The 14,669-nt window shown below is 43.4% G+C and carries 12 protein-coding genes and 1 pseudogene; 7 read left to right on the forward strand and 6 right to left on the reverse strand.

What is annotated here, in order from left to right; genetic code table 11:
- Nucleotides 1-8: 8 nt before the first annotated feature.
- The 4 genes from accB to ABID29_RS10420 form a co-directional block, all read right to left on the reverse strand.
- Nucleotides 9-434, reverse strand: a complete 426-nt coding sequence (accB, locus tag ABID29_RS10405) for an acetyl-CoA carboxylase biotin carboxyl carrier protein (RefSeq protein WP_168548918.1) — start codon at nucleotides 432-434, stop codon at nucleotides 9-11.
- A gap of 9 nt (nucleotides 435-443) precedes the next feature.
- Nucleotides 444-1,448 (reverse strand): 5-oxoprolinase subunit C family protein, encoded by a 1,005-nt coding sequence (locus tag ABID29_RS10410; RefSeq protein WP_354366065.1) that lies wholly within the window; start codon nucleotides 1,446-1,448, stop codon nucleotides 444-446.
- Nucleotides 1,438-2,178 carry a 5-oxoprolinase subunit PxpB gene (pxpB, locus tag ABID29_RS10415; RefSeq protein WP_354366066.1) on the reverse strand — a complete coding sequence of 247 codons (741 nt, stop codon included), beginning with the start codon at nucleotides 2,176-2,178 and terminating at the stop codon, nucleotides 1,438-1,440. Before pxpB ends, ABID29_RS10410 begins: the two co-directional genes overlap by 11 nt.
- A gap of 238 nt (nucleotides 2,179-2,416) precedes the next feature.
- Nucleotides 2,417-3,619, reverse strand: coding sequence for an NRAMP family divalent metal transporter (locus tag ABID29_RS10420; protein WP_354366067.1), 1,203 nt, complete (start codon nucleotides 3,617-3,619; stop codon nucleotides 2,417-2,419).
- A gap of 375 nt (nucleotides 3,620-3,994) precedes the next feature.
- On the opposite strand from ABID29_RS10420, the gene ABID29_RS10425 reads away from it, so the two are divergent.
- Both ABID29_RS10425 and dtd read left to right on the forward strand, forming a co-directional pair.
- On the forward strand, nucleotides 3,995-6,217 hold the full coding sequence (locus tag ABID29_RS10425; RefSeq protein ID WP_354366068.1) for a RelA/SpoT family protein: 2,223 nt from the start codon (nucleotides 3,995-3,997) through the stop codon (nucleotides 6,215-6,217).
- 108 nt (nucleotides 6,218-6,325) lie between these two features.
- Nucleotides 6,326-6,775, forward strand: a complete 450-nt coding sequence (dtd, locus tag ABID29_RS10430; protein ID WP_354366069.1) for a D-aminoacyl-tRNA deacylase — start codon at nucleotides 6,326-6,328, stop codon at nucleotides 6,773-6,775.
- Nucleotides 6,776-7,048: 273 nt separating this feature from the next.
- Here the strand turns inward: dtd and ABID29_RS10435 are convergent, their stop codons facing one another.
- Nucleotides 7,049-7,972: an AEC family transporter gene (locus ABID29_RS10435; RefSeq protein WP_354366070.1), complete on the reverse strand. Its 924-nt coding sequence runs from the start codon at nucleotides 7,970-7,972 to the stop codon at nucleotides 7,049-7,051.
- 357 nt (nucleotides 7,973-8,329) lie between these two features.
- Between ABID29_RS10435 and ABID29_RS10440 the strand changes: the two genes are divergently transcribed.
- The 5 genes from ABID29_RS10440 to ABID29_RS10460 all read left to right on the forward strand — a co-directional run bounded on the left by ABID29_RS10440 (nucleotide 8,330) and on the right by ABID29_RS10460 (nucleotide 14,326).
- Nucleotides 8,330-9,298, forward strand: a complete 969-nt coding sequence (locus ABID29_RS10440) for a LacI family DNA-binding transcriptional regulator (RefSeq protein ID WP_354366071.1) — start codon at nucleotides 8,330-8,332, stop codon at nucleotides 9,296-9,298.
- Between the two features lie 164 nt (nucleotides 9,299-9,462).
- Complete coding sequence (locus tag ABID29_RS10445; protein WP_354366072.1) at nucleotides 9,463-10,383, forward strand: ABC transporter permease; 921 nt, start codon at nucleotides 9,463-9,465, stop codon at nucleotides 10,381-10,383.
- 15 nt (nucleotides 10,384-10,398) lie between these two features.
- Nucleotides 10,399-11,286 carry a carbohydrate ABC transporter permease gene (locus tag ABID29_RS10450; protein WP_168548928.1) on the forward strand — a complete coding sequence of 296 codons (888 nt, stop codon included), beginning with the start codon at nucleotides 10,399-10,401 and terminating at the stop codon, nucleotides 11,284-11,286.
- A gap of 41 nt (nucleotides 11,287-11,327) precedes the next feature.
- On the forward strand, nucleotides 11,328-12,935 hold the full coding sequence (locus tag ABID29_RS10455) for an ABC transporter substrate-binding protein (RefSeq protein WP_354366073.1): 1,608 nt from the start codon (nucleotides 11,328-11,330) through the stop codon (nucleotides 12,933-12,935).
- 23 nt (nucleotides 12,936-12,958) lie between these two features.
- Entirely contained in the window at nucleotides 12,959-14,326 is a 1,368-nt protein-coding gene (locus tag ABID29_RS10460; protein WP_354366074.1) for a glycoside hydrolase family 32 protein, read from the forward strand.
- 151 nt (nucleotides 14,327-14,477) lie between these two features.
- Here ABID29_RS10460 and ABID29_RS10465 read toward each other — a convergent pair.
- Nucleotides 14,478-14,669, reverse strand: a pseudogene (locus ABID29_RS10465) (IS630 family transposase); the annotation flags it as partial.

A 14,669-nucleotide genomic window follows, 5' to 3' on the forward strand; every position in this document is an offset into this window, starting at 1 on the left:
GCCACCGCCTAGAGTTTCTTGATTCTAAAGAGAGGCTGACCGTATTCGACTTTTTGTTCGTTGCTGACGAGGATGGCCTCAACCTCACAATCGAAGTCAACGGTCAGTTCATTCATCAGTTTCATAGCTTCAACGATACAGATGGTTTGACCAGCCTTAAGTTTATCGCCGACACGGGCAAAGGCTGGAATATCAGGTCCTGCTGCTGAGTAGAACGTTCCGACGATTGGCGATGTAACAAAATCTTCGTCATTGTCATCGTCTTCAGCTGGTAAAGAATTATGACTCGTCGCCATGGGAGCCGCTGTTACGATAGGATCAGTAGTCAGTTTGCGTCCAAGGGAAATCTTACGATCACCTTCTTCTAGTGTCAATTCACTGAGACTAGAATTTTCAAAGATAGCAACCAATTCTTTAATGTTTTCTAAATTCATGAGTTCCTCCTATTGGAATAGGGTGGCCAAACGTTTAGCAACCTGGCGTCTGTCTAAAACTTCTCGGCAAGGCTGGTGGATAGTTTGACGCATGCGTTTGTATTCTTTCATTTCTTGAGCAATGAGGTGTTGGGCTTCTTCAACACTGATGGCTTTAAATCGGATATGGTGATCCGTTTTGCGTTGGACCAATTTAGGGAGATCGACAGAAGCGACCGTTGCGATTTTAGCATAGCCACCAGTGGTTTGGCGATCGGCCAAGAGAATAATCGGTTTGCCATGAGCAGGGACCTGAATAGAACCAAAGGTGGTTCCATCTGAGATGATGTCGGCCTTTTCCTTGTGGGCAATGTAAGGCCCTTCTAAGCGGCAGCCCATGCGGTCAAAATCACCGGTCACCGTATAGGTTTCATTGAGGAAGGTGTGGAGACCTTGCTTTGTAAAATGATGGTCTTGGGGACCGAGAACAACGCGTAGGGTCTCCTCTTCCTGGTTGAATTCGTCGATATCTAAGGTCCGTGACAGGAAATAGGGCAGGTAGAGGCGATTGATTCGAAAACCGATAAAGTCATCTGCCTGCAATTTTCGGCCCTTGAAGCCACCGATACCAACCTTGACATTGGTAGAGCGACTGCCCATGACGACCGGGATTTGCAAGTAGCTGGAGAAGCTGATGTAGCCCCTGGAACCTGTTCGGGCACCGCCGAAAGCAAGGACATCCCCCTTGTGCATATAAATCGCTGTGTACATAGGAGCTGCCTCACCGTTAATGGTTGGTTGGAAATCTCCACCTGTGATGGCAATGATAGTATCTTGGGTGAATTCAAGCGTAGGGCCCACAAGGGCAAATTCAAGGACCGCTTCGTTTTCAGGATTGTCAATTAAGAGGTTGGCAATCCGAAAACTGCGGACGTCCATGACCCCAGACACGCCAAAACCTTGGCTCTGGTAACCGTTTCGGCCCAAGTCTTGGACAGTGGTCATCAGACCGGGTTTGAGAATTCTAATGCCCATGGCGTACCTCCTCTTCGGTGAGAATGGTGATGGAATAGGAGCCTTCTGCGACCGCTTTTTCAATAGCGTCAAATTCTTCTTGGCTAATAGGCTTGAAGCGGATGTAGTCTCCCGCTTCAAAGAGAATCGGTGTTTTGCGACTAGGGTCATAGGTCTTGACAGGCGTACGGCCAATCAGCTGCCAACCACCAGGTGAGCTGATCGGGTAAATCCCGGTCTGATTGCCCCCGATGCCGACGCTACCAGCCTCGATAGACAGGCGGGGATTGTCCAGGCGTGGGGTATGGATGGCTTCATCGAGGCCACCAAGATAGGTAAATCCTGGAAGAAAGCCTAGCATGTAAATCAAGTAATCGCGACTGCTATGGCGATGGATGACCTCTTCTTTGGAGAGACCAGCATGTTGAGCGACAAAGTCTAGATCGGGTCCGTAGTCACCGTCATAGCGGACGGGGATCTCGAGAATACGGTGTTGACCGTCCTTGGTCTTGATGTTAAGCTTGAGTAGTTTGGAAAGACGTTTGCTGAGGCTACTATAGGAAATAATGCGGGGATCATAGGTTAAAAGCAAGGAGGCGAATGCCGGGATGATGTCTAAGACCCCTTCAATGGGTTGCTCCTTCATGAGTTGTAGGAGCCCCTTGATGCGTTGATTAATTTCAGGCTTGATCGCCTGTTCAAATGCGATAAGAAGAGCTGAATCACCAGCTGTTCGGATGGTGTAGTCCATGTAAAAACTCCTGGGTAAATGTGTTTGAACTTGGGAAAAGAGAGCTACGAGGATGGCCCATAAACCAGATAGACTAACTAGGCTTGTATCCTTAGCAGCTCTGCTATTTTCCAAAGCAAGAAAAGCAGAGTCAAACCACAGGTCTTGCAGTTTGACCCCGCCTAGGGTGAGTGTTAGCCGTCTGTGGTGATCAGCTGATCAATACAGGTTCACAGCCTTGAGAGAGGGCGACTTGTCTCTAAGCGAATAACTGCCCTAGATTGGAGAGCGATGTAATTCCTAGGTAAGCAGTGATGATAACCACTATGATTCCTGTAACGAGTAGCCATTTAGGATGGCGGTAGGTCTCTCCCATTATACTGGTTTTTTGGCTAGCAATCAAACAAACCCCTAGGGTAATTGGGAGAATCAAACCATTGAGAGCTCCAGCAATGACTAAAAGATTAGCTGGTTGACCAATAAGTGCCATCACAAGGGTAGATAAGATGATGAAGCAGATGGTCACCAGTTTATCGTTTTTTTGGATCAGAGGATGCAAGGTTTTGAGGAAGGACACAGAAGTGTAAGCAGCACCAACGATAGAGGTAACTGCAGCTGAGAGTAGGACAAGGCCGAAGAAGCGGTAGCCAAGTTCACCAGCGCCTTGCTTGAAAGCATCAGCAGCAGGGTTAGATGGATCCAGAGTTACACCCTTGACCACGACTCCCAAGATAGCAAGAAAGAGAAAGACACGGACGATTGTTGCAATAGAGATGCCCATGACAGCAGAGCGTTTGATATGATTGAGATTATCTAGACCAGTGTAGCCAGCATCAATGAGACGGTGGGCTCCTGCATAAGTAATGTAGCCACCAACTGTTCCGCCGAGAAGGGTCAGAATTGGGCTAAAGAGAGACGTGATCCCTGATGAAGGAGCAATGGTTTCTTTCAGTGCCATCCCAATGGGCGGTTGAACCATAAGGATAACGATAAAGATGACGGCAATCATGATCGCTCCTAAGATCTTAGTGAACTTGTCCATGGCTGCCATAGCATCTTTAAAGAGAAAGATGAGGATAGCTAGACCACCAGCTAGGAAACAACCGATGGTTGTAGGAATCCCTAAGAGGGTGTTAAAGCCTAGGGCGCCGCCTCCAACGTTTCCGATATTGAAGACCAACCCTCCAAGAACAATGAGAAAGGCTAGAAAATAGCCAAGGCCAGGAAGCAACTTGTTGCCGACATCTTGTCCACGGAGGTTGCTGACGGTTAGGACACGCCAAACATTGAGCTGGACGATAAGGGCTAGAACGATGGAAGATAATATAACAAAACCAAAACTAGCTCCAAAGTCATTGGTAAATTTAGCGGTCTGTGTTAGGAAACCAGGTCCGATAGCAGATGTTGCCATGATGAAAGCAGCCCCTAGCAGAGCGCCACGATTCGATTTCTTTTTATCCATAGAAGACCTCCAGAAAATTTAGAATGATTTGATTATACTCTAATCTTTTTTAAAAAGCAAGTTTTTTTAAAAAATCATGTAAGAAAATATAACATGAACTATTAGATGTCATTTCCGAGAGAGGAGGTTACCCTCGTTTTTAAAAAGAAAGGTCAGATTATCAACAGGTTATTAACAGTTTGTGGAAAACCTTGTAGAAGACATGAAAAATGCGGGCAAAGGTAGCTTTTTGGATGAGGAGTTTTCCACAGATAAAGGGTATTTTCCACAAAACGGTGAAAAACTGTGGAAAACAGGAGAAATGAGGAGTAGCTTTGCGCTATTTTCCCGAAAAAAATGGTAAAATAGGAACAAGATTTCAAGGAGATAGCAGAGATGCCGAAAGAGATAAATTTGACTGGGGAAGAGGTTGTTGCCCTAGTTGCCCAGTATTTGACTAAAGAGGATGTGACGTTTGTAAGCAGGGCCTTGGATTATGCTGTTGCTAGTCACGAGGGACAGTTTAGAAAATCTGGTGAACCCTATATTATCCACCCGATTCAGGTGGCAGGGATACTGGCTGGTCTTCATCTAGATGCAGTGACGGTGGCCTGTGGCTTTTTGCATGATGTGGTTGAGGACACAGAAGTCACTTTGGACGATTTGGAACGAGACTTCGGAAGCGATGTCCGTCTAATCGTGGATGGCGTGACCAAGCTCGGTAAGGTGGAGTATAAGAGCCACGAAGAACAGTTGGCGGAGAACCACCGCAAAATGCTGATTGCCATGTCACAGGACATGCGGGTTATTTTGGTCAAGCTGGCGGATAGGCTCCACAATATGCGGACCATCAAGCATTTGCGAAAGGATAAGCAGGAGCGGATTTCACGTGAAACAATGGAAATCTATGCACCGCTTGCTCATCGGTTGGGGATTTCGTCTGTCAAGTGGGAATTGGAAGACATGAGTTTCCGATACCTCAATGAGGATGAGTTTTACCGAATTTCACGTCTGATGAAGGAAAAGCGTAGGGAGCGCGAGGCTTTGGTTGATGAGGTGGTTGAAAAAATTTCGACCTACACAGAAGAACGTCATCTCAAAGGACAGATCAATGGTCGACCCAAGCACATTTATTCTATATACCGCAAGATGCACGATAAGCACAAGCGATTCGATGAGCTTTACGATCTGATCGCTATTCGCTGTATCATGAATACACCGAGTGATGTCTATGCCATGCTAGGTTATATCCATGAGTTATGGCGTCCTATGCCTGGGAGGTTCAAGGATTATATCGCTAATCCTAAGGCCAACGGCTATCAGTCAATCCACACGACGGTTTATGGGCCTAAAGGACCGATTGAGTTTCAGATTAGGACCCAGGAAATGCACGAGGTGGCAGAGTACGGGGTAGCCGCCCACTGGGCTTATAAAAAGGGCATGACGGGCAAGGTGGAGCAAAAAGAGACCGCTCTTGGCATGTCTTGGATTGCCAATATGCTGGAATTGCAGGCGGATAGCGATGACGCCCAGGGCTTTGTCTCCTCGGTTAAGGAGGATATCTTCACCGAGCGGATCTATGTCTTTACACCAAACGGGGATGTCCGTGAGTTGCCCAAGGACTCTGGGCCGATTGATTTTGCCTATGACATCCATACCAATGTCGGTGAGAGGGCGACGGGGGCCAAGGTCAACGGTCGCATGGTGCCCCTCACGACTAAGCTAAAAACAGGGGATCAGGTAGAAATCATCACGTCCAGTAATTCCTTTGGGCCGAGTCGTGACTGGATTACTATCGTTAAAACCCACAAGGCCAGAAACAAAATTCGTCAATTTTTCAAAAATCAGGACAAGGAGCTATCCATCGTCAAAGGTCGGGAAATGCTCCAAGAAGTTCTTCAGGAAAATGGCTACGTCGCTAATAAATACCTGGATCGCAAACACATGGAAGAAGCTCTTCAAAAGACAGGCTACAAGACGGAAGAAGCGATCTTTGCAGCTATTGGATTTGGAGAGATTTCAGCTATTTCAGTCTTTAACCGTCTAACGGAAAAAGAGCGCCGTGAAGCTGAGCGTGCCAAAGCCAAGGCTGTTGCTGATGAATTGGTCAAGGGTGGTGAAGTCAAGCAGGAGCATAAGCACAAGGACAACCTCAAAGTCAAACATGAGGGCGGTGTTATTATTCAAGGGGCATCAGGCCTCATGATGCGGATTGCTAAGTGCTGTAGCCCTGTGCCAGGTGATGAGATTGTTGGCTATATCACCAAGGGGCGCGGAGTGGCTATCCATCGGACGGACTGCATGAATCTCAAGAGTCAGGAAAATTATGAGCAACGCTTGATTGACGTGGAGTGGGAAGATTCTAACTCGAACAAGGAATACTTGGCTGAGGTTGATATCTACGGCCTTAATCGTTCAGGACTTCTCAACGATGTGCTCAAGGTCTTGACCAATTCTAACCATAATATTTCCAGTGTCAATGCCCAGCCGACCAAGGACATGAAGTTTGCCAATATCCATATCAGTTTCTTTATCTCGAATTTGTCTAGCCTGACAACAATTGTCGACAAGATTAAGTCGGTACCAGAAGTTTATTCGGTCAAGCGAACCAATGGTTGATGTGAAAAATAGTTATCAGCACAGCCCTTTTGAAATAACTGTCAGAGAGATGGTAGCTTCAGAGGAAAATCTTTGGTTTCTTGGTCCATTGAAGTAGGAATGAATGAAATGAAAATTGTCATACAGCGCGTGCAGGAAGCGTCGGTCACTGTTGACCAAAAAGTAGTCGGTCAGATTCATCAAGGGTTGTTGCTATTAGTTGGTGTAGGGCCGGATGATTCTCAGAAGGATCTGGATTATGCAGTCAGAAAGATTGTCAATATGCGGATCTTTTCAGATGATGCTGGCAAGATGAATTGGTCTATTCAGGATATTGCAGGGAGGATTCTGTCGGTTTCTCAATTTACCCTCTTTGCAGATACTAAAAAAGGGAACCGGCCGGCTTTTAATGGCGGCGCAAACGCAGATAAGGCCAAGGAACTCTATGAGCAATTGAATCAGGCTCTCCGTTCGTTTGTTCCTGTAGAGGAGGGCATCTTTGCAGCTGATATGCAGGTCAGCCTAGTCAATGATGGTCCGGTGACGATTGTCCTGGATACCAAGCAGGCTTTGTCTTAGATTTCTGTCTTGGCCAACAATTTTGCTGGTGTTCCTAGAGAGAAGATGTCATCCAGAAAAGTCAATTGCTTGGTTAGCGTAGCTAAAGCCAAGGAAAATCTTATGTGAAAAAGCCCTAGAATCAAAAGCTTTACTGAAGCGATTCTAAGGCTTTTATGGTTAATGCGAATTTTGAAAGATCTACTGGTTCTAAAATTTCTTGGACAGCAGAGCTATTTTTAGCTAGTTTACTCATTCAAAATCAAACAGAGTAACCACTATTTGAGGTGATTATCAATGGAGATAGAGTTGGCTAGCAATTCCCATCATCAGAGGCAGGCTGAGGAGGGAGAGGATGGTTGTGAGGAGGACCAGGCGAGACCCGTAACCGTAGTCGTTGCCATAGATCTGGCTGAAAAGGGCGGTGTTCATGGCGGTTGGCGAGCAGGAAGCAATGGTTAGGGCTAGCTTAAGGCTAGGCGTTCCGATAGGGAGGCAATAAATCAGTAAAATAGAGAGAGCTGAGGTTATGATCAGGCGTAAAAAGGCGGTCCAGTAGGCAGGAAGGTAGCAGAACACATCAGTCCATGAGGCTTTATAAAAATAGGTTCCTAAGACTAAGGTAGATAAGGGGGTATTGAGCAAGGCAAAACTAGCGATGGCCTCTGAGGCTACAGCAGGGAGGTCAAAAGGGAGGATAAAGAACAGCAGACCGACAGCTGTCGAGATGGAGGCTGGGTTGATTAGGGCATTTTTTAGGGCAATGCGTTTTCTGTCGCCTGTCAGGAGGTAGATGCCGTAGGTCCATTGCAGGATTTGGTTAGCAACGACAAAACCCGAGATGTAAAACACAGCTTCTTGCCCTCCTACGGCAAAAGCTAAAGGAGTGCCCAAGAAACCCACATTGGCAAAGAGAACAGCGTAAGTGTCAATCGCTCTCTTTCTAGGCATCAAGTACCTCACCACAAGGATTCGACTGCCTAGGATACCGAAAGCCATGCCGATAGTTATGAGTAGAAATTGCAGACTCCTCAGGCTATAATCAGCCTTGAGGAAGGAAGAGATGAAAAGACTGGGAGCGACATAGGTAGTCAGTAATTTGGACAGTTGGCGCGTGACCTTGGGAGTCAGTATCTCTTTTTTGGCCAAGTAATAGCCCATGGCCATCAGGCAAAAGAGCACGATCAGTTTTTGAAAAACCATGGCAGCGATCAGCATAAGAGCACCTCTTTCTTGATATGTGTTCTATTATAACACAAGCTTTTTGAAAATAGCAGAGCTCCTTTGTTAGCTGAGTGCTGAATTGAGGTGGTGTATTTTGGAGCCATAGAGCATCTTCTTAGTTTGCAAATGGCGAGAGATGTTTTATAATGGGGTAACGATAGAAAGTAGAGGATAGGGATGATTTGATTAAGAAAAACAGCTTAGACGCTAAAATATCAGGAAATCCATATAGATTAAAACAAGGAATACAGGCAACTAGCAAAGTGACATGGCTGTGAAAAACATACAACTGTTTTTGATATAGAGATTGGGATAGGAAATGGGAGATAGAAGAGTAGAAGGGGAGAGAAGATGAAAGCGACAATGAAAGAAGTAGCGGAACTAGCTGGGGTAGGAGTTGGTACCGTATCAAGAGTTATCAATGGTGTCAAGGTTAAAGATTCTACTATGCAAAAAGTTCAAGAAGCTATTGCTATTTTAAATTACCAACCAGATGAATATGCCAGAGGGTTAAAGACCAATAAAAGTAATATTATCGCCTTGATTATTCCTACAATCTGGCACCCATTTTTTAGCGAATTTGCTTACCATGTAGAGAAGCGTTTAAGTCAACTCAATTATAAGCTCTTTATTTGTAATGCAGAATTAGATGGACAAAAAGAGAGTGAATACATAGAAATGTTGGGCAAAAATAAGGTGGATGGCATTATTGGTATTACTTATTCTGATATTGATACACACATCTCATCTAACCTTCCTTTTGTCAGCATTGATAGACATTTCTCTGAGACAATTCCCTATGTGACAGCAGATAATTATCAGGGAGGACGTTTGGCAGCAGAGGTCCTTATTCAAAAAGGTGCAACCTATCTCGCTTACATAGGAGGGATTAACCAATTTGAGAATGAGACAAGTTATCGAAAGCAAGGGTTTTATGATAAATTAGGAGAAATAGGGGTACCGTTTGAAACGTTAGATATGCCAGAACCTATTCACGATTTGGAAGTACAGGTTGAGCAATTTTTAGGGGCCTATCCGTTGGTTGATGGCATTTTTACAGTCAATGATTTTATGGCTATGACAGTGATGAAAGTGGCTAATCGATTAGGACGATCTGTTCCAAAAGATCTTCAATTGATTGGTTTTGATGGCTTAAGAGCAGCTGCAGATCAAGAGTGTTATGTGTCAACGATTGTTCAGCCACTTGAACAGATGGCTCAGAGGGCGGTTGAGCTTCTGTTGAGTATTATTGAGGATAAACCACATGAGACGAGGGTTGTGTTACCTGTTTCCTTTCATGAGGGTGGAACAACAAAGTGACGGAGAAAGGGTCTAAAAATTTTGCTAAAAAGTACTTGACAACAACAAGAAAAACGGTTACAATGATACTATAATTGAAACGTTTCCAAAAAAGCGTTTAACAAAGAGGCTAAGGCCTCGTTGTTTTACCCAATAATTGAAACGTTTCCAAAAAGGAGAGACTTATGGATAGAGAACACGCAAAAGGCTCAGGTTTGTGGCAACGTGTTAAGCGTCAGCGAATTTTATTGCTAATGTTATTACCTGGTTTAATCTTGACCTTTATTTTTAAGTATGTCCCCATGTATGGGGTACTCATCGCTTTCAAGAATTACAATCCTTTGCAAGGGGTTTGGGGAAGTGAGTGGATAGGATTTGAGCAATTCACAAAATTTATCTCGTCTCCAAATTTTGGGGTATTGCTTGGAAACACTCTAAAACTGAGCATCTATGGATTGCTTCTGGGCTTTTTTCCACCAATTGTCTTGGCAATCATGCTAAATCAACTCTTAAGTGACAAGGCTAAGAAGCGTATTCAATTGATTCTTTATGCTCCTAATTTTATTTCAGTAGTTGTTATTGTAGGGATGGTCTTTCTATTCTTTTCAGTGGGAGGTCCCATTAATAGCTTGTTAGGTCTCTTTGGGATTCAAGCTAATTTCTTAACGGATCCTGATTTTTTCAGGCCACTCTATATTTTTAGTGGGATTTGGCAAGGCATGGGTTGGGCCTCTACCCTTTACACGGCAACTTTGGTGAATGTGGACCCATCCTTAATTGAAGCAGCTAAATTAGATGGTGCTAACATTTTTCAACGAATTTGGCATATTGATCTCCCAGCATTAAAACCGATTATGATTATTCAGTTTGTCCTTGCTGCCGGAGGCATTATGAATGTTGGATATGAGAAAGCGTTCTTGATGCAGACATCTCTAAATCTAACCAGTTCAGAGATTATTTCAACCTATGTTTATAAGGTTGGTCTCGTTTCAGGAGATTATTCGTATTCGACAGCTGTAGGACTATTTAATGCATTGATTAATGTTATCTTATTGATCTCGGTCAATAAAATAGTAGAGCGCCTCAATGATGGTCAAGGATTATAGGAGGTTATAGTTGCTATGAATACACAGATTTATACAAAGTTTGACAAGCGGATGCTCGTCCTAAATAAGATTTTATTAGCTTTTTTCGTGCTAATTACGTTACTTCCTTTGGTCTATATTTTAGTAGCTTCCTTTATGGATCCACAGATTTTAGTCAGTCAAGGCATTAGTTTTAATCCCAAAGATTGGACGATTGAAGGTTACCAGCGAGTCTTTTCAGATGATTCTATTTTACGAGGTTTCTTAAACTCCTTCTTCTACTCTTTTTCCTTTGCCTTTTTGACGGTTGCGGTCACTGTCCTGACAGCTTATCCATTGTCCAAACCAAATTTAGTTGGAAAGAAGTGGATCAATATATTTTTGATTATCACCATGTTTTTTGGAGGAGGTTTAGTGCCAACCTACCTCTTGATCAAGGACCTAGGGATGCTCAATACTGTCTGGGCGATCCTATTACCTGGTGCTGTCAATGTTTGGAATATCATTTTGGCTAGAACCTATTTTCAAGGCTTGCCTGAGGAGTTGGTTGAAGCTGCAACCATAGATGGTGCTAGCGATTGGCAGGTCTTTTGGAAAATTATGCTTCCACTCGCTAAACCGATTATGTTTGTTCTTTTCTTATATGCTTTTGTTGGGCAATGGAATTCTTACTTTGATGCTATGATTTATATTAAAGACCCAAATCTAGAACCATTGCAACTGGTCCTTAGAAAAATCCTTATTCAAAGTGAGCCAGCAAAGGATATGATTGGTGCACAAGCTGCAATGAATGAGCTCAAGCGATTGGCGGAAATGATAAAATATGCCACTATTGTCATCTCTAGCTTACCGCTGATTGTCATGTATCCATTCTTCCAAAAGTACTTTGACAAAGGAATTATGGCTGGTTCCCTGAAGGGATAATCATTAACTAATTTGTATAAACTAAAAATTGGAGGTTTCAAATGAAACGCAAATTAACCACAACCGTTGTACTTTTAGCAAGCGCAGCCCTATTGGCGGCTTGTGGCAGTAAAAATACAGCATCTAGTCCAGATTATGAACTAAAAGATGTAGCATTCCCACTCAAGGAAACAAAGACCTTGAAATTTATGACAGCAAGCTCTCCATTAGCACCAAAAGATCCAAATGACAAGTTGATTTTTCAACGTTTGGAAGAAGAAACAGGCGTACATATTGAATGGACCAACTACCAATCAGATTTTGGAGAGAAGAGAAATCTAGATATCGCTTCAGGTGATTTGCCAGATGCCATCCACAATGATGGTGCTTCTGATGTGGAGTTGATGAACTGGGCTAAACAAGGGGTCATCATTCCTGTTGAGGATTTGATCGATGAACATATGCCGAATCTTAAGAAAATCTTAGATGAGCATCCAGAGTACCGCTCTATGATTACCGCTCCAGATGGCCATATCTATTCGTTCCCTTGGATTGAAGAGTTGGGAGAGGATAAGAAGTCTATCCATACTGTCAGTGATATCGCTTGGATTAATGTGGAGTGGTTGGATAAATTAGGACTGGAAATGCCACAGACGACAGATGAATTAATGACAGTTTTGGAGGCGTTCAAGACAAAAGATCCAAATGGGAATGGCAAAGCAGATGAAATTCCAATGTCCTTTGTCAATGGAAATGGTGGTGAAGACTTCAAGATACTTTTTGGAGCATTTGGCATCGGAGATAACGACGACCATTTGGTTGTTGGCAATGATGGCGTAGTAGATTTCACAGCAGATAATGAGGAATATAAGGCTGGTGTGCAGTTTATGCGTCAGTTACAAGAAAAAGGCTTGATTGATCCAGAAGCTTTTGAGCACGATTGGAACACGTACTTGGCAAAAGGCAGTGAAAATCTGTACGGTGTTTACTTCACTTGGGATAAGGCTAATATCACAGGTATGAATGGTACGTATGACATTTTACCAGTATTAGCTGGACCAAATGGGAAACGACATATCACACGTACAAATGGCATGGGCTTCCAGCGCGATCGTATGGTCATCACCTCTGCTAATAAAAACTTGGAATTAACAGCGAAGTGGATTGATGCGCAATATGTACCGATTCAGTCTGTGCAAAACAACTGGGGAACTTATGGTGATAAGGAGCAACAAAATATCTTTGAGTTTGACAAGGCGTCAAACAGTTTGAAACACCTACCGCTTAATGGTACAGCACCTGGTGAACTCCGCCAGAAAACAGAGGTCGGCGGGCCACTTGCAATCTTGGATGACTACTATGGCACAGTAACGACAATGCCAGATGATGCCAAATGGCGTTTAGATCTCATGCACGCAACTTATCTAGACTACGTGACGAATGAGTATATCTATCCTCGTGTCTTTATGGAAAAAGAAGATTTGGACCGCATTGCTCAAGTAGAAGCTGATATGAATGACTATATTTACCGCAAACGTGCGGAATGGATTGTCAACGGTGGCATTGAAAAAGAGTGGGATAGCTATTTAGCAGAGCTTGATAAATATGGTTTGTCAGACTGGTTGGCTATCAAGCAAAAATATTTCGATCAATATAAGAATGCTCAATAAGCTTGATGAAGGAGGGACTACTATTGGTAGCAATAAAAAGAGCAGCTGAGTATATAGCAAAGCAGAAATCGGCTGTTATAGAGGATTTTAAACCTCGGTACCATCTGACTCCAGAGGTGGGTTGGATGAACGACCCAAATGGTTTTATCTACTTTAAGGGAGAATACCATCTGTTTTACCAATATAACCCATATGATAGTGTTTGGGGACCGATGCATTGGGGACATGCTAAAAGTAAGGATCTGGTCAACTGGGAGTATCTCCCAGTTGCCTTAGCCCCAGATCAGCCTTATGATAAAGACGGTTGTTTTTCTGGTTCTGCAATTGTTAAAGACGACAAACTGTGGCTCATGTACACAGGGCATATTGTGGGAGATGACGGAGTTGTGACTCAGGTGCAAAACATGGCTTATTCAACAGATGGTGTGAGCTTTGAGAAGTATGCCAAGAATCCGGTTGCAACAGCAGATACTCTACCAGATGAGATCATTGCGAATGATTTTCGTGATCCTAAGGTCTTTGAACACAACGGTCGCTATTACGCTGTGGTTGCGACCAAACACCGTGATAATGTTGGTTGTATTGTTCTCCTAGGATCGGAAGACTTACTAACTTGGCGTTTTGAATCAATCTTCTTAAAAGGGGAGCCTCACCAAGGACCTGTTTGGGAATGCCCAGACTATTTTGAAATAGATGGCCAGTCCTATCTTATCATGTCACCAATGAGATATAAGCGAAATGAGTTAGAGTTTGTAAACCTTAATTCCAATGTCATTGTAAAAGGTTCTGTTGACTGGGATACAAAGACTTTTGTTGCTGAGAGTTTTGACGAAATTGATCATGGTCATGATTTTTATGCAGCTCAAACGACTCAAGGGCCTAATGGTGAACGAGTGATGGTGGCTTGGATGCATACATGGGGAAGAACGATTATTCCCCACGAAAAAGGGCATAAATGGTATGGTCAGATGACGCTTGCGCGCATACTAACTCGGGAAGGCACAAACATCTCCCAATCTTTGCCACAAACTGTGATAGATAACTTGCCTCTTTTAAACCTGCAAAATGAAAGAGATATTATTGGACAAACAAGTATTGAAGTAGTAGATTCAATCCAATTTAAATTAGGAACAAGCGATGATTACCTTCTCTTTGGGGTTGACCGAGAAAAACAAGAAGTTTATATAGACCGTCAACATCTGAAGCTTACTCAAGTTGGTGAGGAGGAATGGGATACTACTAGACGCTCTGTTAGACTTGCTGCAAAAACATTAACCATTGTGCTAGATACAAATAGCCTAGAGCTATTTGTAAATAATGGCCAAGAAAGTCTATCATCAACCTTTTATATCGAAGGTGATGCAGAGCTACAAGTATTGAAATCATCTTAAATGGCTAGAAAGCCTACGATCATAAAGTATTTCTGGTCCTAAGCACATATGGAAACCTTTCTGCTTGACAGAGATTCACCGGAAGTGCCAGTCTCTCATCCAATGTCTATTTCCAAAAAGAGACAGTCGCCTATTTAATACTGATTCAAAATCAAAAATAGATATTAGCGGTCCATCGCCTATTAACAATTGGCTTCAATACCGACCAATGCAATCCCTGAATGACTTCTTGGAGCTTATCAATCACATCTTCCAAGGTCTTAAATGCCTTATTTTTAAACCCACGTTTACGAATCTCAGCCCAGACTTGCTCAATTGGATTCATCTCAGGCGTATACGGTGG

This window comes from Streptococcus rupicaprae (assembly GCF_040545225.1).
GTDB lineage: Bacteria > Bacillota > Bacilli > Lactobacillales > Streptococcaceae > Streptococcus > Streptococcus rupicaprae.